Source organism: Mycobacterium sp. NGS68, assembly GCF_059812195.1.
On record NZ_JCALCE010000009.1, the window covers coordinates 81765 to 106558 of the forward strand.

Consider the following 24794-nt stretch of genomic DNA (forward strand, 5'->3'; position numbering starts at 1 on the left):
CCGGATGATTACTTTCAACTTCCTTTAGAACAGAGCCGGCGTGGCGCCGGGCCGGCCGAGTTCGCCGAAGAGTTGGCCACCGATGCCGCCGGGCCCACCGGGCGCCAGGACGAAGCCCGACCCACTGTCGCCGCCGTCACCGCCGTTGCCGACGAGTTGCGCGTCGCCGCCGGCACCGCCGGGGCGGACCAGCCCGCTCGCGGCGTCCGCATCACCCGAGCGGCCGCCGTCGCCGCCGTTACCGAAGAGTCCGGCCTTTCCGCCGTCGCCGCCCGCACCGCCGAGCGAGGCCGTGCTGGCGCCGCCGCCGGCCCCGCCGGTCCCGCCGTTGCCGAACCATCTGCCGCCGTTGCCAGCGTTGCCGCCGGCGCCGCCGACGCCCCAGAGCGTGCCGGCCTGGGGGCTGCCGCCGGCGCCACCCACGCCGCCGTCGCCGATGTAGCCGGCGTCGCCGCCGTTGCCGCCGATCGCGGCTGACAGAAACTCGTTGCCCGCCCCGCCCGCTCCGCCGGACCCGCCGTTGCCGATCCAGCCGGCGTTGCCGCCGTCGCCGCCGTTGCCGCTCAAACCGCCCTCGGCGATGGCGCCACCGTCGCCGCCGGAACCGCCACTGCCCCAAAGCCGGCCGCCGTTACCGCCGCTGCCGCCGAAGCCGGCCGAAATCGACGAACCGGCCGCGGCTCCGCCGACGCCGCCGGCGCCGCCGGCACCGAACAGGCGGCCGTTACCGCCATGGCCCCCCGCGCCTCCCGAGCTGCCCGCCCCGGCCTCTCCGCCGGCCCCGCCCGCCCCGCCGGCACCGAACACGCCACCGGTTCCGCCTTGGCCGCCCTGGCCGCCGGCACCTCCGTTGTCGGCCGCGCCGCCGACGCCACCCGCGCCGCCGTCGCCGTACACCAAGCCACCGGAACCGCCGGCGCCACCGTTTCCGCCGCCGAACGAGTTCGTGTTGACCCCGCCGGCGCCGCCGACACCGCCCTGGCCGAATAGTCCTGCGCTACCGCCTCGTCCGCCCGCGCCGGCCCACGCGGTGTCTCCGTCGGGACCGCCCCACGGCGCCGTCGCGGAACCGCCCGCACCACCGCTGCCGCCGTTGCCGAACAACAGCCCGCCCCTGCCCCCGTTGCCGCCGGTCGCGCTGTAGAGGCCGGTGCCGCCGAGCCCGCCGTTGCCGCCGTTGCCGATCAGCCCCGCGTTGCCGCCGTTGCCGCCCGCTTGGCCGGCCCCGCCGGCCGCGCCGTTGCCGCCGTTGCCGAAGAGCAGCCCGCCGTCCCCGCCACTGCCGCCCGGGGTGGTGGCGTCCGCGCCGTTGCCGATCAGCGGCCGGCCCAGCAGCGCGCGGGTGGGCGCGTTGATCACCCCCAACAGCTCCTGCAGCGGCGAGACGTTCGCCGCCTCGGCGGCCGCATAGGATCGGGCGCCGGCGCTGAGGATCTCGACGAACTGATCGTGAAACGCCGAAGCCTCGGTGCTCAACGCTTGATAGACCTGGGCGTGGCGGCCGAACAACGCCGCGAGGGCGATCGATATCTCGTCCTGCCCCGCCGCGACCACCGCGGTGGTGGGCGCGCCGGCGAACGCGTTTGCCTCCGCGATCCGCGCCCCGATCCCGCTCAGGTCCGCGGCCGCGGACACGACCAGCTCCGGGCTCGCGATCACATACGACATCGGCTACCTCCCAGCAGGATTGGACTTCCAGCGCGTACGCCGGACCCTATGCCGATCCCGTCAGCCGGTCGCGGGAATGCGCCCGAAAATGCTCAATTCGGTTGCTGACCAGGCAGTTTCGTGACGTGACACGCCGATGACGCGTTGCGTGTGCGCGGTGGCGCGCCGGCTAGATCGTCTGGTGGCGCCCGAAGAATTCGTGGTCTTCGTTGTAGCCGCCGTAGCCGCTGCCGAGCTCCGAATAGTGGGCGACGAACTCGATACCCTTGAGCCACTTCACATGTCGGAAGCCATGCTGCAACTCGTTGCGCAACCGCAAGGGTGCCCCATGGCCGTAGCTGAGCTGTTCGCCGTTCATGTCGTAGGCCAGCATGCTCAGGTGATGGCTCATCTGCTCGATCGGGTGCGCGACATAGTAGGTGCCGCCGTCGGCGCCCGGGCCGAGCGAGTAGAAGACCACCCACTTCGCGTCGGGCAGCGGCTTGACGACGTCCATGATCGTCTGCATCGACACGCCGCCCCATTTCGCCACCCCCGACCAGCCCTGGATGCAGAAGTGCTGGGTGATCTGTTCGTGGTATGGCAGGTCGTGCAGATCGGCGAGCGAGAACTCGGTGGGGTGCTCGACGAGGCCGTAGACCCGAAGCCGCCAATCGACAAACTTGTCGTTCTCCAACTGCTTGTACTCGACGGTTTCCGGATAGGTGCCGTTGTGCCAGAAATACGGCGAGATGTCCTTCTCGGTGAACGCGCCCGGCTTGGGGTTGGTGCGCTCGAACAACCGCTGCAGCGGGCCGATCAGCGCGTAGCCCACCCGTTGCACCACGCGCGGGTGCCGGTAGGTGAGCGGCGTGGCCGCCACCCACGCGGTGACCACCACCACGAGTGCCACGCTGAACACCCAGAAGCCCGCCCAGCCGTTGTCGTCGCGGGCGGCGAACATGTGGTTGAGATTGCGCAGCGCATCGGTGGTGAAGACCATCGTGACGTGCACGACGATGAAGAACAGGAAATACCCGAGGACCAGAAAATGCAGCGACCGCGCGACCTGGATGTTCAGCCGTTTGCTGATCATGGTCAACCGCATTGACAGGGCCGGCGACATGCCCAGCCCGGTGATGAGCGCGAGCGGTGCGGCGACGAACACGGTGGTGAAATAGGCCAGCAGCTGCAGCGAATTGAAGGCAACCCAGGTGTTGTCTTTGGGCCAGCTCAGCGACAGGTATTGAATCGCGACCGACAGGGCATCGGGAAAGACATCCCAGCTGGTCGGCACGAGATGGCGCCATTGGCCGGTGGCGAAGAGCAACACATAGAAGACGGCGCCGTTGGCAAGCCACAGCACGTCAATTCCGAGATGCCACCAGCGCGCCAATCCGATGGAATGGCGAATGCCGGGCAATCCCAACTGCCCGGGCAGCGCGACGGAATCATCCTTGGCCGTCCACAGCGGGTCATCCGGCACCGGCTGCGCGACCCGCAGCCACTCGTCCTTGCCGGGCGTCGCGTTGCGGCTGAAGTAGAGCCGCGGGTGGTCACACAGAATCTGAATGCCGGAACGGATGATGAACATCATCAGGAACAGGTTGAAAAAGTGCGTCCAGTTCACCCAGGCGGGCATCCCCGGGGTCACCCCGGACGGCACGACGGTCCCGGGGTAGCGCCGGATGAAGTCCTGGACGGCCGGCATGTTGTGCAGGCCCTTGCCTATCGCCACCGCCGCGAGCAGGCCGCAAAAGCCGATAGGAAGCAGCCACAGCAGGTTGAGCCACCTGTCCCGGCCGACGCGCAACCGCGGCGCGATCGCCCGCTTGTCCTCCAGCCCGCCCGCCCACGTCTCCGGATTGACGATGTCCTCTGCCCGACGCAGCTCGGAGCGATAGTCCGCGGGGTTCAGCTCGGTGGTCACCTGAGCAGTGTCCGACGATGCGGACCACCTTGTCGCGACGAAAGCGCCGCGAGTCGTCGTGGGCGCACGATCCTGCTGGTCGCGGGCTGCCGGACACGCACGGTTTCGGTTGCGGCAGCCGAGGGCATCATCGGCACGAGGTCGACGACCACGAGCCTTAGTGTGTAGCTGACCGCGGTAGCTGGGAGGCGTGCGTTGGACGGGACACCATTTGGTCGCTACCGCTTGATCGCGTTGCTCGGCCGCGGCGGCATGGGTGAGGTGTGGCGCGCGCACGACACGGAGACCAACCGCACGGTGGCCATCAAGGTGCTGCCGGCCAACATGGCCCAGGACGACACCTTCGTCCAGCGGTTCCGTCGTGAAGCCGAAGCCGCCGCACGGCTCAACAGTCCACACATCATCCCGATCCACGGCTACGGCGAGATCGACGGTCGCCTCTACGTCGACATGCGGCTGATCGAGGGCCGCGATCTGCAGGCCGTGCTGGCCGACGGTCCGCTGCCGGCCGACCGCGCGGTGCGCGTCATCGAGCAGGTCGCGAGGGCGCTGCACGCCGCTCACCGCGTGGGGCTCATCCACCGCGACATCAAGCCGTCCAACATCCTGCTGGACGCCGACGACTTCGCCTACCTGATCGACTTCGGCATCGCCCGCGTCACCGACGAAACGCGAATGACGAAGTCCGGGCACATGATCGGGACCTTCGCCTACATCGCGCCCGAACGCCTGGACCACACCAAGGAGGAGGACGCCCGCGCCGATATCTACGCCCTGGCCTGCGTGTTGTACGAAGCGCTGACCGGGCATCCGCCGTTCGCCGGCACCACGACCGCCCACCTGATCGCCGCACACCTCAACACGCCGCCCCCGCGGGCCTCGCAGTCGCGGCCCAGCGTTCCCCCGAGGATCGACGCCGTCATCGCCACGGGGATGGCCAAGCAGCCCGACCAGCGGTATGCGACGACCCTCGAACTGGCCGACGCCGCCCGCGCGGCGCTCAACGCACCCGCGTACCTTCCGCCGACGGCGCCGACGGTTCAGGCGGTTCAGGCGGTTCAGGCGCCGACCTGGCAGGCACACCGTCCGGCCGCACCGCGGCAACCGGCGCCGCCACCGGTACCCGACCAGCCGCAGGACCTACGCGCCGCCCTCGAACCCACGCCGGTCCCCTTCGCGGCGGAAGACAAGGCCAAGCAGCGCCGGGCGAACGCGATCACGCTGGCCGTGCTTGTGCTGGCGCTGCTGGCGGTGTTGGCGCTCATTACAGGCGTCCTAGTGATGCACCCCGTCTAGGGCTGTCCGAAAAACGGCATCGCCGTGTTGCCGGGCATCATCCGCCGCGCCGAAAGTGAACTGGCTGCGAGAAAACGACGGTGATTTCGCAGGAAATTCACTCTCGGCGAGAACACCGGCGCGGTTAGTCCTCTCAGTAGTCCTTGAGCTCGATCGAGTGCACGATCCGGTCGAAGACCTCCTGCGGGATGGGCGCGCCGCCGGGAATGTTGTCGACGACCAGCCACTGATTGCGTAGCACGTAGTCGTGGAACTCGTCGTAGTAGTTCTTGAAGGCCTGCGCGTAATCGTCGCCCGCCGCTTTGAGCTCTCCGGCCAGCACGTAGGCGCCCAGGATCGCGACGCTGGTCCCCTGCCCCGACAACGGTGAGCAGCAGTAGGCGGCGTCGCCGACCAGCACCACCCGGCCCTGGGCCCAGCGGTCCATCTTGATCTGCGACATCTCGTCGAAGTAGAAGTCCGGCGCCTCGCGCATGTACTCCAGCAGCTGCGGGCGCACCCAGCCGTCGTCGGCCATCCGGCGCTGCAGCTCGGCGAACTGGGCCGCTCGGTCGCGGTAGTCGATGCGTAGCTCGGGGTCCATGAAGCCGAGCATCGCGCGGGCCTCGGCGTTGCCGCGAGCGCTGTAGACGCCGGCCATGCTGTTCTCGCCGTAGTGCCAGGTCTGCCAGTAATCCAGGTCCAGGAAGTTGGGCACGGTGAAGATCGCCGCGAAGGTGCCCAGCCGGTCGATGTACTTCTCCTCGTCGCCGAACACCAGCGCGCGCACGTTGGAGTGCAGCCCGTCGGCGCCGATCACCAAATCGAAGTCGCGGGTGTCGGCCTGATCGAAGGTGACCGTGACTCGGGCGCCGTCGTCCTGCAGCGCGGTGATGGTGTCGTCGAATTGGTATTCGACGTCGATTTTCGTTGCGTCGTACAGCAATTCGAGGAGGTCGTCGCGCAGCAGCTCGATGTCGGGGCTCCAGATCGGGCCGTGCGTGGGTGTCGACTCGGTGTCGTCGGACAGGGTGTTGCCGTCGCCGTCCACCACCGACGCGCCGCGGATCCGGGTCCGGAAATAGTCCGCGGCCGCGCGCAACTGCATGCGCTCGAGCACCTCGAGCGCCGGCCCCCGCACGTCGATCGCCTGACCGCCCCGGCTCAGCCCGGGTTGACGTTCGACGATGGTCACCGAACAGCCGTGCCGCGTGAGCCAGTACGCCGCGGTCATCCCCGCGACGCTGGCGCCCGACACCAGAACTTCCGTCACTTGACTCCTGCCATCCCTGCGGCGTTGCCGAAAATGTCGTCGAGCATCGCCGGAGTCAACCTACCGGTGAACATGTTCTGCTGGCTCGGGTGGTAGCAGCCGAGCAAACGCACACCGGACGGCAGTTCGGCAACGACGCCGTGTCCGAACCGGGGTTTGGGCGCCACCGACACACCCGCCATCCGCAGCGCGACCTGCCAGGCGAATCCGCCCAGCGCGACCATCACCCGGACGTGCGGGGACACCAGCCGCCACTCGGCGGCCAGCCAGGGCGCGCAGGTGTCCCGCTCGGCGGGCGTCGGCGCGTTGGCCGGCGGCGCGCAGCGCACCGGCGCGACGATCCGGACCTGGTTGGCCCGCAGGCCGTCCGCCGCGTCGACGCTGGTCGGCTGGTTCACCAGGCCCGCCCGGTACAGCGCGGCGTAGAGCTGATCACCGGACCGGTCGCCGGTGAACATCCGACCGGTGCGGTTGGCGCCGTGGGCGGCGGGGGCCAGGCCGACGATCAGCAAGCGGGGCCGCTCCGATCCCCAGCCCGGCACCGGCCGTCCCCAGTAGGGCTGGTCGGCGAAGGCGCGGCGTTTGACGACGGCGACCTCCTCGCGCCAGGCGACCAGCCGCGGGCACGCCCGGCACACGCTGCTCGCCGCGTCGAGTTCGCCGATCGAGCGCGCCCCGGCGGCCAGCTCCACGACCTGCGCCGCGTCGGCGGCCACCGGAGTCTGCGGGGTGGCGCGATCGCCCGGCCAGCCGGAGCCGGGCGGCACCGGCGAGGCGTAACCCTTGCCGGTATTGGGATGGGTGAGCACACGACCATCCTGCCCGGCTGTGAAATTCGGTGGTTGCGGTCGCCGGTTTGGCGCTAAATTCAGCCGCGATATCCCATGAGCACACGCAGCCGCGTCCCGGCATTCCTGGTCCTGTTCGCCACCCTGGCGGCCTGCGCGGGCGACGGCATCTCGCTGGTCGCGTTCCCCTGGCTGGTGTTGCAGCGGCAGGGCAGCGCGGGCCAGGCGTCGATCGTCGCGGGCGCGACGACGCTGCCGTTGCTGGTTTCCACGCTGCTCGCCGGTGCGGCCGTCGACCACTTCGGGCGGCGACGGGTGTCGATGATCGCCGACATGCTGTCCGGCGCCGCGGTCGCGGGCGTCCCGGTGGTGGCGTTGACGTTCGGCGCGGACGCGGTCAACGTCTGGGTGCTGGCCGCGCTGGGCGCGTGCGCGGCGGCGTTCGACCCGGCCGGGATCACCGCCCGCCAGTCCATGCTGCCCGAGGCCGCGGCTCGCGCCGGCTGGTCGCTGGACCGGGTCAACAGCCTCTACGAGGCGATCCTGAACCTGGCATTCATGGTGGGCCCGGGCATCGGCGGCCTGATGATCGCGACGGTCGGCGGCATCACCACGATGTGGATCACGGCCGGGGCGTTCGCGTTGTCGATCCTGGCGATGTCGGTCCTGCGCCTCGAGGGCGCCGGCCGGCCCGTCCGCGCGACACGGCCCGGCGGCCTGCTGTCGGGGGTCACCGAGGGGCTGCGGTTCGTCTGGAGCCTGCGGGTGCTGCGCACGCTGGCGCTGATCGACCTCGTCGTCACCGCGCTGTACCTGCCGATGGAGACCGTGCTGTTCCCGAAGTACTTCAGCGACCGACACCAGCCGGGGCAGCTGGGTTCGGTGCTGGTGGCGCTGTCGCTGGGCGGGCTGGTCGGCGCGCTGGGCTATGTGGCCCTGGCCAAGCGGTTGCCGCGGCGCACGATCATGCTGACCGCGGTGCTCACCTTCGGGGCGGCCGCTGTGGCCATCGCCGTGCTGCCGCCGCTGCCGGTGATCCTGGTGCTGGTGGGGCTGGTCGGCCTGGTCTATGGCCCGATCCAGCCGATCTACGCCTACGTGGTGCAGACCCGGGCGCCCACGGAGCTGCGCGGCCGGGTGGTGGGCGTGATGGCGTCGCTGGCGTATGCCGCGGGCCCGTTGGGGTTGCTGCTGGCCGGCCCGCTGACCGACGCGGCCGGATTGCGGGTGACGTTCCTGGCGCTGGCGCTGCCGATTGTGGCGACGGGACTGGTCTGCGTCCGGTTGCCGTCGTTGCGGGAACTGGACCGGGCGCCGGAGGCTGAACCGGTCGTAGCATCGGGTACGTGAACGCTCTGGACAGCCTGATCGCCGAGTTGCCCGACGGGATGGTGGTCACCGACCCCACCGTGACCGAGGGATACCGGCACGACCGCGCCCTGGATCCGTCGGCGGGCAAGCCGCTGGCGGTGGTCCGGCCGCGGCGCACCGAGGAGGTGCAGACCGTGCTGCGCTGGGCGACGGCGCACAAGGTGCCGGTGGTGCCCCGCGGCGCCGGCAGCGGGCTTTCCGGCGGGGCGACCGCGGTGGACGACGGGATCGTGCTGTCGACGGAGAAGATGCGCGACATCACCGTCGACCCCGTGACGCGCACGGCCGTATGCCAGCCCGGCCTGTACAACGCCGAGGTCAAGCAGGCCGCCGCCGAGCATGGCCTGTGGTATCCGCCGGACCCGTCGTCGTTCGAGATATGCAGCATCGGCGGCAACATCGCCACCAACGCCGGCGGGCTGTGCTGCGTGAAGTACGGCGTCACCACCGACTACGTGCTGGGCATGCAGGTGGTCCTGGCCGACGGCACCGCGGTGCGGCTCGGCGGGCCGCGGCTGAAGGATGTCGCGGGGCTGTCGCTGACCAAGCTGTTCGTCGGTAGCGAAGGCACGCTGGGCGTCGTCACCGAGGTGACGCTGCGGCTGCTGCCGGCCCAGAACACCTCGAGCGTGGTGGTGGCGTCGTTTGGTTCGGTGTCGGATGCCGTGGATGCCGTGCTCGGGGTGAGCGCGCGGCTGCGGCCGTCGATGCTGGAATTCATGGATCAGGTGGCGATCAACGCCGTCGAGGACACGCTACGGATGGACCTGGACCGGTCGGCCGCGGCGATGCTGGTGGCCGGCTCCGACGAGCGCGGTCGCGCGGGCGCCGAGGACGCTTCGGTAATGGCCTCGGTCTTCGCGGAAAACGGTGCTACCGAGGTGTTTTCGACCGATGACCCCGACGAGGGTGAGGCGTTTGTCGCCGCGCGGCGGTTCTGCATACCGGCGGTCGAGGCCAAGGGATCGCTGCTGCTGGAGGACGTCGGGGTGCCGCTGCCGGCGCTGGGCGCGCTGGTCACCGGCATCGCTTCGATTGCCGAGGAGCGGGACCTGATGATCTCGGTGATCGCGCACGCTGGCGACGGCAACACCCACCCGCTGCTGGTGTTCGACCCCGCCGACGCCGCGATGGCCGAGCGCGCGCAGCTGGCGTACGGCGAAATCATGGACCTGGCCGTCGGGCTGGGCGGCACGATCACCGGGGAACACGGCGTCGGCCGGTTGAAGCGGCCGTGGCTGGAGGGGTTTTTGGGCCCCGACGTGCTGGACCTCAACCGCCGGATCAAGCGGGCGCTGGATCCCGACGGCATCCTCAACCCGGGCTCGGGGATCTAGCTTTCTGTCTTTTGGTTTCTCTGCCGAACGTGCGACTGGCCGCACACTCGGCGCTGGGCAGGGGCATTGACAGCATGGGCGATATGTCGTACGAATGAGACATGACTGCTGCCGTGTCTCACGAAGCTCCAGCGAAGTTCGTCCTGGCCACCGCGGAGACCTGGGACAACCCGTGGCCGATGTACCGCGCGCTGCGTGACCACGACCCGGTGCACCACGTCGTCCCCGCGGGACATCCGGAGAACGACTACTACGTGCTGTCCCGGCACGCCGACGTATGGGCGGCCGCGCGCGATCACCAGACGTTCTCCTCGGCAGAGGGCCTGACGGTCAACTACGGCGACCTGGACATGATCGGGCTGCGGGACAACCCGCCGATGGTGATGCAGGACCCGCCGGTGCACACCGAGTTCCGCAAGCTGGTGTCGCGGGGGTTCACGCCGCGACAGGTCGAGGCCGTCGAACCCAAGGTGCGCGAGTTCGTCGTCGAGCGCATCGAAAGGCTCCGCGCCAACGGCGGCGGTGACATTGCCGCCGAGTTGTTCAAGCCGCTGCCGTCGATGGTCGTCGCGCACTATCTCGGTGTGCCGGAAGAGGACTGGGCGCAATTCGACGGCTGGACCCAGGCCATCGTCGCGGCCAACACCGCCGAGGGGGGCATCGCCGGCGCGCTGGAAACGGTCGGCGACGCCGTCGGGACGATGATGGCCTACTTCACCGCGCTGATCGACCGGCGCCGCACCGAACCCGAGGACGACACGATCTCGCATCTGGTGGCGGCGGGGGTCGGCGCCGAGGGGGATGTCGCCGGCATTCTGTCCATCCTGGGGTTCACGTTCACCATGGTCACCGGCGGCAACGACACCGTCACCGGCATGCTCGGCGGGTCGATGCCGTTGCTGCACGAGCGGCCCGACCAGCGCCGGCTGCTGACCGACGACCCGGACCGCATCCCCGACGCGATCGACGAGCTGCTGCGCCTGACCTCCCCGGCGCAGGGGCTGGCCCGCACGGTCACCCGCGACGTCACGATCGAGGACACCACCATCCCGGCCGGTCGCCGCGTGCTGCTGCTGTACGGGTCCGGCAACCGCGACGAGCGCCAATACGGCGACGACGCGGGCGAACTCGACGTGGCCCGGCGCCCCCGCAACATCCTGACCTTCAGCCACGGCGCACACCACTGCCTGGGTGCCGCCGCGGCCCGCATGCAGTCGCGGGTGGCGCTGGGCGAGCTGCTGACCCGCTGCCCGGGCATCGAGGTCGACGTGGCAAACATCGTCTGGTCCGGCGGCAGCTATGTGCGGCGGCCGCTGTCGGTGCCGGTGACCCTCTGATGGACTGGCTGGCCGAACACCGCAGCGAGGCCGCCGCGGACCGGATCCTCGACGCCGCCGAGCAGCTCTTCACCGAGCGGGACCCCGCGGCCGTCGGCATGAACGAAATCGCCAGGGCCGCGGGGTGTTCCCGCGCGACGCTGTACCGCTATTTCGACAGCCGGGAGGCGCTGCGCACCGCGTACGTACACCGCGAGACGCATCGGCTGGGCCGCGAGATCATGCGGCGGATCGAGCGCATCGAGGAACCGCGCGAACGGCTGATCGCCAGCATCACCGCCACGCTGCGGATGGTGCGCGAAAACCCTGCCCTGGCCGCATGGTTCGGCGCCACCCGCCTGCCGCTCGGCGGCGAGCTGGCCGGGCGGTCCGAGGTGATCACCGCCCTGGCGGCGGCGTTCCTGAGCTCGCTGGGCCCCGTCCTGGATCCCCAGGACGCCGCCGCCGTGCAACGACGGGCGCGCTGGGCGGTGCGGGTGATCATCTCGCTGCTGATGTTCCCCGGACGGGACGAGGCCGACGAGCGGGCGATGATCGACGAGTTCGTCGCCCCCATTCTGGCGCCGGTTGTGACACCCGCCACAGCTCGGCAAGTTCCCTAGCTGATTGGCGCCAAATCACGGGCGCGTCGAGTTCCGACCGGGCCATTTCGCGGGAATCGCTTAAGCTGACGGCGGACGGGCGCTATGTTATTGGCAAGTTATTGGCAAATCGATCATCACTGATCGCGGGCCCGATACCGGCTGAGGTTTCTCGGCCCCGGGCGTGAGTGTGTGAGCCAAGCTTCACACGGAAGGACTGGCCATGAGCTTCCCGATGCAGCCCCCGGAGATCATCTCCCAGCTGATGCGGATGGGCGCTGGGTCGGGTCCGATGCTCAACGCGGCCGCGGCCTGGAACGGGCTGGCCAGCGAACTGCGGTCGGCGGCGCAGTCCTTTTCGTCGGTGACCTCGGGCCTGGCGAATCAGGCCTGGCAGGGCGCGGCGGCGCAGGCGATGGCCCAGGCGGCCGCGCCGTACACCGCGTGGCTCACCGCGGCGGCCGGTCAGTCCGAAGCGGCCGCGACCCAGGCCATGGCCGTGGTGTCCGCGTTCGAGGCGGCCTTCGAGGCCACCGTGCCCCCGATGGCGGTGTCCATCAATCGCGCGATCACCAACGCGCTGGCAAACGCGAACCTGTTCGGCTTGAACTTTCCCGCGATCGCGCAAAAAGAGATGGAATACGCCGAGATGTGGGCGCAGGACGTCGGCGCGATGGCCGGCTACCACGCCGGCGCCTCGGCGGCCTGGTCGCAACTGGCGCCCGTCGCGCAGCTGATGTCGACCCTGCCCGGGATGATCGGCGGGGCGGCGAAGGCGGGAGCCGGCGGGGCGACGCCGACCACGACGGGCCCGATGTCCGGGTCGCCGGGCGGGGCGTCCGGCGGCGCGCAGTCCTCGGATGCGGCCGCGTCGCCGGCCGCGCTGGGCGGGGCTGCGTCGGCGGCCTCGGCGGTCGGGGCGGCCGGCCTGCTGGCGCCGGTGACCCCGGCCGCGGCACCGATGCAGGACGCGGCGGCACCCGCCGCGGCGGGCCCGGGCTCTGCCGCGGCCCCACCGACAGCCCCGACGCCGCACGCGGCGGCCGGGACCGGGGCGCCGCCGGGACTGGGCGGCGCGGCCGGCCAGGTGGCCATGATGTCGATGATGGCCGCATCGTCGGCAAGCGCAGCCGGCGGCACCGCACCCGCGCAGCAGGCGCCCGCAAAGGCCCCGGCACCGGCGCCCGAGCCGGTCGCGGTGGTGGCCGAGCCGGAGGAGGTCGTGCGCCCGGCCGCGGTGCCGATCAGTTCGTCGGGCGCGCTGGCCGCGGCACCGTCGGCGGCGGCGCAGGAAGCGCCGAAGAAGCCGGCCGCCGCCCAGCAAGCCGAGGAGGCCGGCGCCGAGCGGGTGCGGATCGAGTTACCGGAGTGGGAGCCGAGGGCTCACGCCACCCAATAGGCCTGCGCTTTGATCGAGTGCTTCGGGATGCCGAAGTCCTCGCGCAGGACCCTGGCGACGTGTCGCGTGGTGCGGGTGTTGCAGGCGACCCAGCCGAAATGGTCGGCCGCGTCGAACGCCGCCGAGCGCACCGCCTCCAGCAGCGCGTCGCCGCGGTCCCGATCGACCCAGGTGACGTCCTCTGGACGGACCACGGGCAGGTCCTTGTCGTCGTCGCAGGCCGCCTCGAGAAAGACGTGGGCGGGGGCGTCGCCGACGGCTTCCAGCAGGGAGTTGATCGCCGGCAGCGACGCGGTGTCACCGACGACGACGTACCCGCTGGGCGCCGGGTCCGGGATGGCGAACTTGCTGCCCAGCACCGTCGCCTCGATGGTGTCGCCGGGTTGCGCGTTGCGCGCCCAATCCGACGCGCGGCCGTCGTGCAGGGCGAACTCGACGTCGAAGGTGTCTTCCTCGGGATTCGGGTCCACCAGCGTGTAGCCGCGCTGGTGGCCGCTGGCGAACCAGAGCCGGATCCACATCGTCGGGTGTACGGCGTGGCGGGCCAGCATGCCGTCGGCGTCGAAGCTCAGGCTCAGATAGCGCGGGCCGATCTGGCGCCGGCCGGTCACGGTGAGCCGGTAGTCGCCGGCCCCCATCAGCTTCAGCACCGCGCCCTGCCAGCCCCGCGACGGCTTAAGTTCGGTCATGTGTCCTGACGCCCTTCGTCGGATTGCCAACTTAGGTCAGGGTAACCTAACTCCGCCGTGGGCGGCGTGGGGGTCGGATGGCCGGCCCGCCGAACGGGTCAGTCCCGGACGCGGGTCATCACGTGCAGCAGCCAGGCGAACGGGATCGTCACCGCCATCGTCGAGACGAACAGGTACAGCATCGAGCCGGTGTAAACGTGCGCCCGCACGATGTAGTCCATCGCGAACTCCATGGTGATCAGGTGGACCAGGAAGATCTCGTAGGAGATCTCGCCCAGCCACACCATCGGCCGGCTGGCCAGCAGCCGGGAATACCAGCCGTGTGCGGGCGGGTCGCCCGGCAGGGCCAGCGGCGCCACCGCCAACCCCGCGATGACGGCGTAGAAGATCATCTTCACCACCGCCTCGCTCAGCGTCGCCGGCGACGTCGTCGGCGCCCCCGCGATCGGGGTGGCGGCGATGAAGTAGCTGACCACCGCCAGCGGGAGGGCGACAAACGCGTAGCAGCGCACCCCCATGGCGGCCAGCACGGTCAGCAACATGCCGACCAAAAACCAGATCAGGTACGACGGCAGCCACAGCCGGGCGCCGCTGGCCTGCGGGAACCAGGAACACAGGTGCACCAGGCTCATCCAGGCCGGGCTGATCAGCATCAGCCCCAGCAGCGTGCCCACCACGAGCTTCGGCTGCCAGCGGCGCTGACAGATCACCACCAGCAGCAGGTAGGCCAGCAGCGGCAGCAGGACGTAGAAGGCGCCCTCCACCGCCAGGCTCCACATCTGGGTCAGCCCCTGGTGCAGATACGAGCCCAGGTAGCCGTTGGTGTAGATCTGCGTGAGCGTGAGGTTGCGGATCAGCCCCTCCACGCTGTGCCCGGGGTTGGGCCCCGCCTCGTGGAAGTGGTAGAGCACATAGGCGAATAGCACGGTGACGACGTAGGCCGGCATGATGCGCCGAACCCGGTGCCATGCATAGCGTTTCAGCGATGGGTCGGGGCCGCCGGTTGCGGCCGCCTGTACCCACGGCCGGAACAGCAGGAAGCCGGACAGCACGAAGAAGATGGGGACACCGATCTCCATGCGGGCGGTGATCAGGCCCCAGTAGCCCTGGACGTACTTGCCGGTGGTGTAGGCGGCGTGGGTGGCGACGACGAGGATCGCCGCGACCGCGCGGATGCCGGTGAGCGACGCGACCCGGTCCACGCGCGATGTCTGCTCGAGGCCCCCCTGAGCGTCCTGCTCCTCGGACAGCGTCATTCGGCGTGCTTCCGACGCGGTTTGCCGCCGTCGCGCGCGCGGGACTTACTCGGCGAACGCTCCGGACGGAGGTCGATCAGCACGCCCGAGATGCGGGTGTTCTCCAGCTTTTTCAGTGTCGCCCTGGGCAATCGCGGCGGCAGTTCCACCAGCGAGAAGTCCGGGCCGATGGCGATGTGGCCGAAATCGCTGCGGTGCAGGCCGCCCTCGTTGGCGATGGCGCCCACGATGGCACCCGGGCCGATCTTGTGCCGCTTGCCGACGGAGATCCGGTAGGTCGCGAAATCGCGTGCTTGCCTGGGCTTTTCGGGACGATCCCGCCGTTCGGGGCGCTCCCGGCGTTCGGGCGGCGGTTCGGGCGCCATTAGGAACGCTTCGCCGTCGCGGGATTGCAGCGCCAGCGCCGCGGCGATGTCGGCCATCGGGACGTCGTGCTCGCGTTCGTAGTCCTCGACCAGCCGGCGGAACAGCTCGATGCCGGGCGCGCCGAGCGCGTCGGTGATGGAGTCGGAGAACTTGGCGACCCGCTGCGCGTTGACATCCTCGACGGAGGGCAGCTCGGCCTCGGTAAGCGTTTGGCGCGTGGCCTTTTCGATCGACTTGAGCAGGTGGCGCTCGCGCGGGGAGACGAACAGCAGCGCCGCGCCCTTGCGGCCGGCGCGTCCGGTGCGCCCGATGCGGTGCACGTAGGACTCGGTGTCGTGCGGGATGTCGTAGTTGAGCACGTGCGAGATGCGATCCACGTCCAGGCCGCGGGCGGCCACATCGGTGGCCACCAGAATGTCGATGCCTTTGGCGCCACCCTCTTTCAGCGCCGCGATGGTGCGCTCCCGCTGCCCCTGCGGGATGTCGCCGTTGATGGCGACCGCGGAAAACCCTCGGGCGCGCAGCTTTTCGGCGACCTCCTCGGTGGCCTGCTTGGTGCGCACGAAGACGATCATCGCCTCGAACGGCTCGACCTCGAGCACCCGCGTCAGGGCGTCCATCTTGCGCGGGCCGGCGACCTGGATGTAGCGCTGCGAAATGTTCTCCGCCGTAGCGGTTTTGGCCTTGAACGTGACCTCGAGCGGGTCATGCAGATACTTGGTGGTGATCTTGCGGATCGCCGGCGGCATGGTCGCCGAAAACAGTGCCACCTGTTTGTATTCCGGGGTGTCGGACAGGATGCGTTCGACGTCTTCGGCGAAGCCCATCGCGAGCATCTCGTCGGCCTCGTCGAGCACCAGGTAGTCGACGTGCGATAGGTCCAGGGTGCCGCGCTCCAAATGGTCGATGACGCGGCCGGGGGTGCCGACCACCACCTGGGCGCCGCGCCGCAGGCCGGCCAGCTGGATGGCGTAGGAGGAGCCGCCGTAGATGGGCAGCACGTTGATCTGCGGCAGGCGGGCGCCGTAGCGCCCGAACGCCTCGGCCACCTGCAGCGCCAGCTCGCGGGTGGGGGCGAGGACCAGGGCCTGGGTGGCCTTGCTGGCGACGTCGATCTTGGACAGGATCGGGATCGCGAACGCCGCCGTCTTGCCGGTGCCGGTCTGCGCCAGCCCGACGACGTCGGAGCCCGCCAGCAGCGCCGGGATGGTCTCGGCCTGGATGGCGGTGGGCGACTCGTAGCCGACGTCGCCGATCGCCTGCAGGACCTTGGGATGAATCTGCAGGTCGGCGAAGGTGGTTTCGGGGGGATTCTCCGGGATGGTCATTTGGTGTGGAGTTTAGTGGGGAGCCCCGGCTTGGACGCGAGCGTGCGCTGATGTACAGCGACACGCCGCGTCCGCGGTACGCCTGGGCACCTCGCGGGGGGCCGCCGGCGCCGCCGTTGCCGCCGTTGCCGGTCAGGCCCCGAGATCACCGTCGTCGTTCGACGTACCAATGGCTTTCATAAAATCGCGTGGCGGTGTTCGCGTGTGCGGGCACATGTGGGTAGCCTGCAGCGCTGTGTGGTCGTTATCCAGCCGGCTCGTGGGCCTGGCCGCTGTCACACTTCTGGCGCTGACGGGCTGCGGTTCGGGCGACTCGACGGTCGCGAAGACGCCGCACGCCACGACCCCGGCCGCGGGGACCGGTTCGGTCACGGCTTCGGCGGCGCCGGCCCCGACGGCAGCGCCGCCCACCAGCAGCGCGCCGGCCGACCCGTGCGCGGTCAACCTGAGCTCGCCGACGATCGCCAAGGTGGTCTCCGAGCTGCCTCGCGACCCGCGCAGCCAGCAGTCGTGGAATCCGGAGCCGCTGGCCGGCAACTACAACGAGTGCGCGCAGCTGTCGGCGGTGGTCGTCAAGGCCAACACCAACGGCGACAACCCGAACACCCGCGCGGTGATGTTCCATCTCGGCAAGTTCATCCCGCAGGGCGTGCCGGATACCTACGGGTTCAAGGGAATCGACGCCTCGCAGAGCACCGGCGACACCGTAGCGCTGACGTACGCCAACGGCATCGGGCTGCCGGCCGTCGTCAAGTTCCGCTGGAACGGCACCGGCGTGGAGCTGATCGCCAACACGCGCTAGGGCTGACCCGCTATTCCGGGCGTGCCGAGCAGGCCGGCCTTGCCGCCGGCACCGCCAGCCCCCTTCGCCGGTCCCTCTCCGCCGTTGCCGCCGTTGCCGCCATTGCCGAACAGCGATGCGTCGCCGCCCTTGCCGCCGTCGCCGCCGGTGCCTGAGGACACGCTCTCCCCGCCGGCGCCTCCGCTGCCGCCACTGCCGATCAGCCCGGATTTGCCGCCGTCCCCGCCCATTCCACCGTCGCCGCTGGCGGCGAACCCGCCGATGCCGCCCGCGCCTCCGGAACTGGAGAGCAGGCCGCCGTTGCCGCCGGCGCCGCCGCCTCCGCCGAACGAAGATCCGGTCCCACCCGCACCGCCCGCTCCGCCGACGCCGAGGAGCGCACCGGCGCCGCCGCCGGCGCCGCCTTCCCCACCGCCGAAGCCGAGGCCGTTTCCGGCGCCGCCGGTGCCCCCCGAGCCGCCGGCGCCGTACAGGCCGCCGCTGCCGCCCTTGCCGCCGGTTCCGCCATCGGCATGCAGGCCGAGGCCGCCCGAGCCGCCGGAGCCTCCGGTGGCGCCGGACAATATGCCGGCGTTGCCGCCGACGCCGCCGTCACTCGCGGCCGCACCGTCGCCGCCCGAGCCACCCCCGGCACCGCCGGCACCACCGGAGCCGGCGAAGATCCCGCCCGCGCCGCCCGCCCCGCCGGTCCCGCCGGCCATCCCGGAGCCGGTGACGTACCCCCCGGTTCCGCCCGCGCCGCCCGCGCCGCCGGCGCCGTACAGCCCGCCGCCGCCACCCCGGCCCCCAGTCCCGCCGACCCCTGAGGAGAAGGTGCTCGTGGTGTCGCCACCGGCACCGCCCGTGCCGCCGGCACCGCCTGCGCCGCCGGAGAATATGCCCGCATTGCCCCCGGCCCCGCCATGACCGCCACTGCCACCGTCGAAGCCTGCCCCGCCGGCCCCACCAGCACCGCCGGTGCCGGCGAAGATGCCGCCGATACCACCGGTCCCACCGGTCCCCCCGGCCTGCACGGCAGTGATGCCGGACCCGCCGGTGCCGCCCGCGCCGCCGGCGCCGAACAGGCCGGCGGCACCACCGGTCCCGCCACTTCCGCCGTTGAGCCCGCCGACACCGCCCGCCCCGCCCGCGCCGGCCAAGAAGCCGCCGTGCCCGCCGACTCCGCCCGTCGCCGCGATGGTGCCGACTCCCCCACTGCCGCCGGTGCCACCGACGCCGAACAGTCCGGCGGCACCGCCGGCGCCGCCGGTCCCGCCCGTGGTGCCGACCGTGCCGGCGCCGCCGCTGCCGCCGCTGCCGCCGCTGCCGTACAAGAGGCCGCCGTTGCCACCGGCGCCGCCCGGCCCGCCGGTGGCGCCGAATCCGCCGGCCCCGCCGGCCCCGCCGGTGCCGATCAGTCCCGCGTTCCCGCCTTTGCCACCGGGGCCCCCGGAACCCGAAAAACCGGATCCACCGTTGCCGCCGTTGCCGATGATCCACCCGCCGTCGCCGCCGGCAAGCCCACTGCCCGGCGCGGCGTTGGCGCCGTTGCCGAACAGCGGGCGCCCCGTCAGGGCCTGGACCGGCGAAAACACCCCGAGGCTCTGCAGCGGCGACGCGTTGGCGGCTTCGGCCGCGGCGTAGGCGTTGCCCGCGCCGTTCAACGCCTGGACGAACTGGGCGTGAAAGTTCGCCGCCTGCGCGCTGAGCGCCTGATATCGGCTGGCGTGGTTGGAGAACAGCGCGGCGATCGCCGCCGAGACGTCGTCCGCGCCGGCGGCCAGCAACGCGCTCGTCGGGCCCGCGGCGGCCGAATTGGCCGCGCTGAGCGAGGAGCCGATGCCCGCGACGTCCTCCGATGCTGCCGCTAGCGCTTCCGGTATGGCGTTCAGATACGACGACATGCGGGAATCGTCGCCCGCGGCGGGCCGGGCGGTGTCAGTATCGGGCTACTGAACTGCCGGGGACTTGGCGGCGGGATGTACGGACGACGTATGCATCGCGCGCTCGGCGGCGGGATGGGTTAGATGCGGGCGGCGAGTGTCGGGTTGTGACACGGTTCCGGGCGTATCGCGTGACTTAACCCGACACTCGGCGACGGGACGGGTCAGATACGGCCGCGGCGAGTGTCGGGTCAGGCGCCGTCGGCGCCGTCGGCGCCGTCGCCGCCGTTGGCCCCGCCGATGACGCCACCGAGTCCGCCGATACCGCCGCCGCCCTTGGCACCGCCGAGCGCAGTACCGGCGCCGCTGCCGCCGTCGCCGCCGTCGCCGCCCGTACCGCCCGCGCCGCCGAGGGTGGGGCTGGTGCCACCGGCGCCACCGGTACCGCCGCCACCCGCGGCACCGCCGGCGCCGTTGGCGGGAGCACCGTCACCACCGCCACCACCGTGGCCGCCGGCACCGCCCTTGCCGCCGGTGAAGCCGCTGGACGCGGCCCCGCCGACGCCGCCCGTGCCGCCGCCACCGCCCTGGCCGCCGGACCCGCCGACGCTCGGCTGCCCGCCTGAACCCGACGTGCCGCCGCCACCGCCGTCGCCGCCGGCACCGCCCTCGCCGCCCATGCCGCCGTTGGCGTTCAGGCCGGTCTTGTCGGCGCCGCTGCCGCCGTCGCCGCCGAGGCCACCGGCGCCGCCGCTGCCGCCCCTGCCATTCGTTCCGTTGATGTCACCGGCATTGCCACCGCCGCCGCCGTAACCGCCGGTGCCACCGGCACCACCGGTGGCGCCGGTACCCGCGGCAGCCCCACCGCCGTCGCCGCCGACACCGCCGGCACCGGCATTGCCGCCGTTGCCGAACTTGCCGCCGCTGCCGGCATTGCCGCCGTTGCCGCCAAATCCGCCGTTGCCGCCGTCGCCGGCCAACACCTGGCCGTCGGCCAGACCGCCGCGGCCGCCGTCGCCGCCCTGGCCGCCCGCGCCACCATTGCCGTTGATGCCGCTGCCGCCGGGACCGGCGTTGCCGCCCGCGCCGCCACTGCCGCCATGACCGCCCGCGCCGCCTTCACCGGCCGTGTTGTCGATCCCGCCGGTATCGGCACCGCCGTCAGCGCCTAGGCCGCCGCGACCGCCGGTACCGCCCGCGCCGCCGTTGGCGTTGGTGCCGGTGCCGTTGCCGCCCTTGCCACCCTGGCCGCCGTCGCCGCCGAATCCGCCCCAGTTGTTGTCGCCGGCCGCGCTGCTGCCGCCGTTGCCGCCGTTGCCGCCGCCCCCGCCGACGCCGCCCTGGACGGCCCCGTTGCCGCCGGTGCCGCCCGCGCCACCGCTGCCGGCGAAGCCGCCGAAGGCCTCGTAGCCCGTCCCGGCGTTGCCCGAGTCACCGCCGACGCCCCCGGCGCCGCCCGCCCCGCCGACGCCGGTTGTGCCGGTGCCGCCACCGCCGCCCGCGCCGCCGTCGCCGCCGAAGCCGCCGGAGCCACCCGAGCCGGACGTGAGGATCTGAATGCCGCCGTCGCCGCCGAGGCCACCCTTCCCCCCGCCGCCGCCGGCCCCGCCATTGGTGGCGCCGGTGCCGCCCGTCCCGCCGGCACCGCCGGCCCCGCCCCCGCCGCCGCTGGTCGGGTTTCCGTAGAAGTCGTTGGCGCCATCGCCGCCGTGACCGCCGCCGCCGCCGGCCCCACCGCTGCCTGCCTGACCGCCGACGCCCGTCGTTCCGGTGCCGCCGTTACCGCCGGCGCCGCCCTGACCGCCCTGGCCGCCGAGACCGCCGCCCGCGGGGGCGCCGGTCGTGCCGCCATCTCCGCCCAGGCCACCCACGCCGCCTTTGCCGCCCGTGCCGCCGGTCGGACCGGCTCCGCCGGCCCCGGCGTCGCCGCCCTCGCCGCCGGCTCCGCCGTCTCCCGCGATCGTGGTCTGGGCGGCGGCACCGCCGTTACCACCGACGCCGCCTTCGCCCCCGTCGCCGCCGTGGCCCGCGACGCCGCCGGTGCCGACGGTCCCGGCATCCCCGCCGGCGCCGGCGTAGCCGCCTCTACCACCGCTGCCGCCCTGGCCGCCGGCGATGCCGAGGGCCGTGTTGTCATGCCCGTCGGCGCCGTTGCCGCCCAAGCCGCCACTGCCGCCGGCCCCGCCGCTGCCGGCGATGCCGGTCGCGTCGCCGGCCTTGCCGCCGCTGCCCCCGAGCCCGCCCCCACCGCCGTCGCCGCCGGCAGCACCGGTGTTTGCGGCGGCGTTGCCGCCGGCGCCGCCCTGACCACCGGCGCCCCCGTTGCCGCCGTTGCCGCCGTGACCGCCGGTGCCGGCGTCCCCGCCATTGCCGCCCTCATACCCGCCGCCGCCCTGGCCGCCGTGCCCGTCGCCGGTCGGGTCGGTGCTGCCGCTGCCGCCGGCGCCCCCGTCGCCGGCCTTACCGCCGTTGCCGCCGTTGCCGTTGGTGCCGGTGACATCGCCGGCATTGCCACCGTGTCCGCCATCCCCACCGCGGCCGCCGGGGTAGCCACCGGCGCCGTTGGCGCCCGCACCGGCGTCGGCGGCGGCACCCCCGTCACCGGCATTGCCGCCGTTGCCGCCGCGACCACCGGTGCCGGCGTTGCCGCCGTTGCCGCCGTTGCCGCCGTCGCCGCCAAAGCCGCCGTACGTCGAGGCGCTGCCGATCCCGCTGCCGCCGAGGGCGCCCTGACCACCCTGGCCGCCGGCCCCGCCGTCGCCGTTGGTGCCGGTGCCGCTGCCATTGCCGCCGTCGCCGCCCGCGCCGCCGAAGCCGCCGCTACCGCCACCCCCGGCCTGCCCGAATATCCCGCCGGTGTCATCCGCGCCCACGGCGCCCTTGCCCCCGTCGCCGCCGGCACCGCCCGCGCCGCCGCTGCTGTTCATTCCGGAGCCGTTACCGCCCTTGCCGCCGGAACCCCCGTCGCCGCCGAAGCCGCCCCAGTTGTAGTCGCCCTCGGCGCTGCTGCCGCCGTCGCCGCCGTGGCCGCCGGCACCGCCCGCGCCGCCGCGGACGGCTCCGACGCCGCCGTCGCCGCCGATTCCGCCGTTGCCCGCCTCGCCGCCCCAGCCGCTGTAGCCCGCCCCGGCGTTGCCCGACCCACCACCGACGCCGCCCGCGCCGCCGGTCCCGCCGACACCCGTGCTCCCGACGCCGCCCGTTCCGCCCGCACCACCGGTGCCCCCGGCGCCGCCGGTACCGCCCGAGCCGTTGCTGCCGATCTGATTGCCGCCGTCGCCACCGAGACCGCCGACGCCGCCCACGCCGCCCTTCCCGCCGTCCGTGACGCCCTTGCCGCCGATTCCGCCCGCACCGCCGTCGCCCCCGGTGCCGCCGCTGGTGGGGAAGTTGAACATGTCGTGGGCGCCGGCGCCGCCGTGTCCGCCCGCACCGCCCGCGCCACCCGCGCCCGCGTCGCCGCCGACGCTGACGTTGCCGACGCCGCCATACCCGCCGACACCGCCGTGGCCACCGGCGCCGCCGTGGCCCCCGCCGGAGCTGGCACCACTGCTCGCGGCGACACCGCCGGCGCCGCCGGTGCCGCCCGCGCCGCCCGCGCCGCCGACCGGGCCGATGCCGCCCTGGCCGCCGTTCCCGGCGTCGCCACCCTTGCCGCCGTCACCCCCGAGGTAGGGGTCGGTGGCGGCGCCGCCCTTGCCGCCGACGCCGCCGTCTCCGCCCAGGCCGCCCTTGCCGGCCGCTGCGCCGGTGCCGACGGTCGCGGCGTTGCCGCCCATTCCACCGTCTCCGCCGTCGCCGCCGCTCCCGCCGGTGCCGCCATTCTGGTTGGCGGCGGCGATGCCGCTGCCGCCGTTGCCGCCGGTCCCGCCCGCGCCACCCGTGCCCGCGGCGCCCGCGGTGCCGGTGGCGTCGCCCGCCCTGCCGCCGTTGCCGCCCGCAGCGCCGTTGCCCGCGTCGCCGCCGGCCGCGCCGGTGCCGTCGGCGCCGTTCAGGCCGTTGCCGCCGGCGCCGCCCGTGCCGCCGGCGCCGCCATTGCCCACCGCCCCGCCGGTCCCGACCGCGCCCGTGAGCCCACCGGTTCCGCCGCTGCCGGCCCCGCCGCCGTTGCCGGCCTGCGTGGCGCTGCTGCCGCCGGTGCCGCCCTGCCCGCCGGCGCCGCCGTCGCCGCCGCTGCCCGCGGTGCCGGTGGCATCGCCCGCGCTGCCGCCGTTGCCACCCGTGCCGCCGTTGCCCGCCTGACCCCCGTTGACGCCGAAGCCGGGCGCGCCGTCGACCCCCGCGCCGCCGGTGCCGCCGGTGCCGCCCTTGCCGCCGTCGCCGACGGTCCCGCCGGTCCCGATGCTGCCTTTGAGCCCACCCGTGCCGCCGTCGCCGCCGGTGCCACCGTCGCCCGCGACGCCGGCGCTGGCTCCGGTGCCGCCCGTGCCGCCCGCGCCGCCGTCGCCGCCGCTGCCCGCCGCGGCGCCCGCGCCGCCGGCGTTGCCGCCCTGCCCGCCGGTGCCGCCGTTGCCCCCGGTGGTGGTGCCGGTGCCGCCCATGCCGCCCTTGCCGCCGTCACCGCCGTCGCCGCCCGCGCCCACGGCGCCGCCCAGCAGCGCGTGGTTGGCACCCCCGGTACCGCCCGTGCCGCCGGTGCCGCCATTGCCGCCGCCCTGCCCGAGGTCGCCCTCCGTCCCGGTTCCGCCGGTGCCGCCGTGGCCGCCGGCACCCGCGACGCCCTGCGTCGAGAACAGCTGCGCGTTGGCGCCGCCCGTGCCGCCCTGGCCGCCCGAGCCGCCTCCGCCACCCGTGCCCCCTTCGCCGCCCTTGCCGCCGTTGCCGCCGCCGATCAGGCCGTTGGCCCCGCCGTCGCCGCCCCGGCCGCCCGCGCCTGTTCCGGTGGCCGTACCCCCGGCCCCGCCGTCGCCACCCTTGCCCCATAGCCCCGCCGAGCCGCCCGCGCCGCCGGCGCCGCCCGCTGCGGCCGCTGTGCCCGTGGTGCCCGATCCGCCGTTGCCGCCGTTGCCGATCAGCCAGCCGCCGTCACCGCCGGCGTTGCCCGTGCCAGCCGCGCCATTGGCGCCGTCGCCGATCAGCGGCCGGCCGGTCAGCAGCTTCACCGGCGAGAAGAAGCCCAGGTCTCCCAGGCCGGCCAGCGGAGAGGCGTTGGCCGCCTCGGCGCTGGCATAGGCGCCCGCCCCCGCCGTCAACGCCCGCACGAATTGCGCATGAATCCGGGCTCCCTGCGCTTGCACCGCCTGGTAGTCGTGAGCAAACCCGCCGAACAGCCGGGCGATTGCCCCGGAGACGTCGTCCGCCGCGGCCGGCGCCAGGGCCGTCGTCGACGGCAGCGCCGCCGCGGACGCGTGCCTGATGGTCTCCCCGATGCCGCTGAGGTCCGACGCCGCCACTGCCAGGGCTTCGGGTGCCGCGATCAGGTAAGACGCCATCGTGAGCTCCTATCGCCTCGGGTGAGCAGAGCGAACTTTACGCCCGCGTAAAGGCGGGATTTGTCGATTCGGGGATTCTCAAATCTGCGACCTTGCGCGGCACGGTAGGGCCGGTTGCGGC

Annotated in this window: 16 protein-coding genes; 7 read left to right on the plus strand and 9 right to left on the minus strand. The window is 72.9% G+C overall.

The genetic code is table 11. The annotated features are described in order from the left end of the window. Positions 1 to 24: 24 nt before the first annotated feature. Positions 25 to 1668 carry a PE family protein gene (locus tag AC5Y5V_RS12460; protein ID WP_499935070.1) on the minus strand — a complete coding sequence of 548 codons (1644 nt, stop codon included), beginning with the start codon at positions 1666 to 1668 and terminating at the stop codon, positions 25 to 27. Positions 1669 to 1837: 169 nt separating this feature from the next. Next, the gene (locus tag AC5Y5V_RS12465; protein WP_499935072.1) at positions 1838 to 3577 is read right to left on the minus strand and encodes a molybdopterin-dependent oxidoreductase; all 1740 of its coding nucleotides are present in this window, start codon (positions 3575 to 3577) and stop codon (positions 1838 to 1840) included. Between the two features lie 195 nt (positions 3578 to 3772). On the opposite strand from AC5Y5V_RS12465, the gene AC5Y5V_RS12470 reads away from it, so the two are divergent. Beyond that, positions 3773 to 4873, plus strand: coding sequence for a serine/threonine-protein kinase (locus AC5Y5V_RS12470; protein WP_499935075.1), 1101 nt, complete (start codon positions 3773 to 3775; stop codon positions 4871 to 4873). Positions 4874 to 5006: 133 nt separating this feature from the next. Here the strand turns inward: AC5Y5V_RS12470 and AC5Y5V_RS12475 are convergent, their stop codons facing one another. After that, the gene (locus AC5Y5V_RS12475; RefSeq protein ID WP_499935077.1) at positions 5007 to 6125 is read right to left on the minus strand and encodes an FAD-binding protein; all 1119 of its coding nucleotides are present in this window, start codon (positions 6123 to 6125) and stop codon (positions 5007 to 5009) included. After that, positions 6122 to 6934 carry a uracil-DNA glycosylase gene (locus AC5Y5V_RS12480; RefSeq protein ID WP_499935080.1) on the minus strand — a complete coding sequence of 271 codons (813 nt, stop codon included), beginning with the start codon at positions 6932 to 6934 and terminating at the stop codon, positions 6122 to 6124. The genes AC5Y5V_RS12475 and AC5Y5V_RS12480 overlap by 4 nt, the downstream gene beginning before the upstream one ends. A gap of 75 nt (positions 6935 to 7009) precedes the next feature. Here AC5Y5V_RS12480 and tap point away from each other — a divergent pair, with 75 nt between their 5' ends. The 5 genes from tap (at position 7010) to AC5Y5V_RS12505 (ending at position 12938) form a co-directional block, all read left to right on the plus strand. After that, positions 7010 to 8263 carry a multidrug efflux MFS transporter Tap gene (gene tap / locus AC5Y5V_RS12485; RefSeq protein WP_499935084.1) on the plus strand — a complete coding sequence of 418 codons (1254 nt, stop codon included), beginning with the start codon at positions 7010 to 7012 and terminating at the stop codon, positions 8261 to 8263. Between the two features lie 38 nt (positions 8264 to 8301). Then, entirely contained in the window at positions 8302 to 9621 is a 1320-nt protein-coding gene (locus AC5Y5V_RS12490) for an FAD-binding oxidoreductase (protein WP_499935347.1), read from the plus strand. A gap of 101 nt (positions 9622 to 9722) precedes the next feature. Beyond that, positions 9723 to 10958: a cytochrome P450 gene (locus AC5Y5V_RS12495; RefSeq protein WP_499935086.1), complete on the plus strand. Its 1236-nt coding sequence runs from the start codon at positions 9723 to 9725 to the stop codon at positions 10956 to 10958. Further along, on the plus strand, positions 10958 to 11560 hold the full coding sequence (locus tag AC5Y5V_RS12500; protein ID WP_499935089.1) for a TetR/AcrR family transcriptional regulator: 603 nt from the start codon (positions 10958 to 10960) through the stop codon (positions 11558 to 11560). The genes AC5Y5V_RS12495 and AC5Y5V_RS12500 overlap by 1 nt, the downstream gene beginning before the upstream one ends. 202 nt (positions 11561 to 11762) lie before the next feature. Continuing rightward, positions 11763 to 12938 (plus strand): PPE family protein, encoded by a 1176-nt coding sequence (locus AC5Y5V_RS12505; RefSeq protein WP_499935093.1) that lies wholly within the window; start codon positions 11763 to 11765, stop codon positions 12936 to 12938. Here the strand turns inward: AC5Y5V_RS12505 and AC5Y5V_RS12510 are convergent. The 3 genes from AC5Y5V_RS12510 to AC5Y5V_RS12520 all read right to left on the minus strand — a co-directional run bounded on the left by AC5Y5V_RS12510 (position 12923) and on the right by AC5Y5V_RS12520 (position 16577). Next, a complete protein-coding gene (locus tag AC5Y5V_RS12510) occupies positions 12923 to 13627 on the minus strand; it encodes a siderophore-interacting protein (protein WP_499935095.1) in 705 nt (234 codons plus the stop codon). The two genes, AC5Y5V_RS12505 and AC5Y5V_RS12510, sit on opposite strands and share 16 nt — an antisense overlap. A 98-nt stretch (positions 13628 to 13725) precedes the next feature. Then, positions 13726 to 14883: an acyltransferase family protein gene (locus AC5Y5V_RS12515; RefSeq protein WP_499935099.1), complete on the minus strand. Its 1158-nt coding sequence runs from the start codon at positions 14881 to 14883 to the stop codon at positions 13726 to 13728. Then, a complete protein-coding gene (locus AC5Y5V_RS12520) occupies positions 14880 to 16577 on the minus strand; it encodes a DEAD/DEAH box helicase (RefSeq protein WP_499935103.1) in 1698 nt (565 codons plus the stop codon). Before AC5Y5V_RS12520 ends, AC5Y5V_RS12515 begins: the two co-directional genes overlap by 4 nt. A gap of 214 nt (positions 16578 to 16791) precedes the next feature. Between AC5Y5V_RS12520 and AC5Y5V_RS12525 the strand changes: the two genes are divergently transcribed. Then, positions 16792 to 17379, plus strand: a complete 588-nt coding sequence (locus tag AC5Y5V_RS12525; protein WP_499935108.1) for an LppP/LprE family lipoprotein — start codon at positions 16792 to 16794, stop codon at positions 17377 to 17379. Here the strand turns inward: AC5Y5V_RS12525 and AC5Y5V_RS12530 are convergent. Both AC5Y5V_RS12530 and AC5Y5V_RS12535 read right to left on the minus strand, forming a co-directional pair. After that, on the minus strand, positions 17376 to 19262 hold the full coding sequence (locus AC5Y5V_RS12530; RefSeq protein WP_499935111.1) for a PE family protein: 1887 nt from the start codon (positions 19260 to 19262) through the stop codon (positions 17376 to 17378). The two genes, AC5Y5V_RS12525 and AC5Y5V_RS12530, sit on opposite strands and share 4 nt — an antisense overlap. Before the next feature lie 230 nt (positions 19263 to 19492). Next, positions 19493 to 24673 (minus strand): PE family protein, encoded by a 5181-nt coding sequence (locus tag AC5Y5V_RS12535; protein ID WP_499935116.1) that lies wholly within the window; start codon positions 24671 to 24673, stop codon positions 19493 to 19495. Positions 24674 to 24794 lie beyond the last annotated feature (121 nt).

What these genes read in the sequence shown, in the direction of transcription:
- AC5Y5V_RS12460 (WP_499935070.1), bottom strand. Translation starts at nt 1,668, where the DNA reads ATGTCGTATGTGATCGCGAGCCCGGAGCTGGTCGTGTCCGCGGCCGCG.
- tap (WP_499935084.1), top strand. Translation starts at nt 7,010, where the DNA reads ATGAGCACACGCAGCCGCGTCCCGGCATTCCTGGTCCTGTTCGCCACC.
- AC5Y5V_RS12490 (WP_499935347.1), top strand. Translation starts at nt 8,302, where the DNA reads ATGGTGGTCACCGACCCCACCGTGACCGAGGGATACCGGCACGACCGC.
- AC5Y5V_RS12495 (WP_499935086.1), top strand. Translation starts at nt 9,723, where the DNA reads ATGACTGCTGCCGTGTCTCACGAAGCTCCAGCGAAGTTCGTCCTGGCC.
- AC5Y5V_RS12500 (WP_499935089.1), top strand. Translation starts at nt 10,958, where the DNA reads ATGGACTGGCTGGCCGAACACCGCAGCGAGGCCGCCGCGGACCGGATC.
- AC5Y5V_RS12505 (WP_499935093.1), top strand. Translation starts at nt 11,763, where the DNA reads ATGAGCTTCCCGATGCAGCCCCCGGAGATCATCTCCCAGCTGATGCGG.
- AC5Y5V_RS12510 (WP_499935095.1), bottom strand. Translation starts at nt 13,627, where the DNA reads ATGACCGAACTTAAGCCGTCGCGGGGCTGGCAGGGCGCGGTGCTGAAG.
- AC5Y5V_RS12515 (WP_499935099.1), bottom strand. Translation starts at nt 14,883, where the DNA reads ATGACGCTGTCCGAGGAGCAGGACGCTCAGGGGGGCCTCGAGCAGACA.
- AC5Y5V_RS12520 (WP_499935103.1), bottom strand. Translation starts at nt 16,577, where the DNA reads ATGACCATCCCGGAGAATCCCCCCGAAACCACCTTCGCCGACCTGCAG.
- AC5Y5V_RS12525 (WP_499935108.1), top strand. Translation starts at nt 16,792, where the DNA reads ATGTGGGTAGCCTGCAGCGCTGTGTGGTCGTTATCCAGCCGGCTCGTG.
- AC5Y5V_RS12530 (WP_499935111.1), bottom strand. Translation starts at nt 19,262, where the DNA reads ATGTCGTCGTATCTGAACGCCATACCGGAAGCGCTAGCGGCAGCATCG.
- AC5Y5V_RS12535 (WP_499935116.1), bottom strand. Translation starts at nt 24,673, where the DNA reads ATGGCGTCTTACCTGATCGCGGCACCCGAAGCCCTGGCAGTGGCGGCG.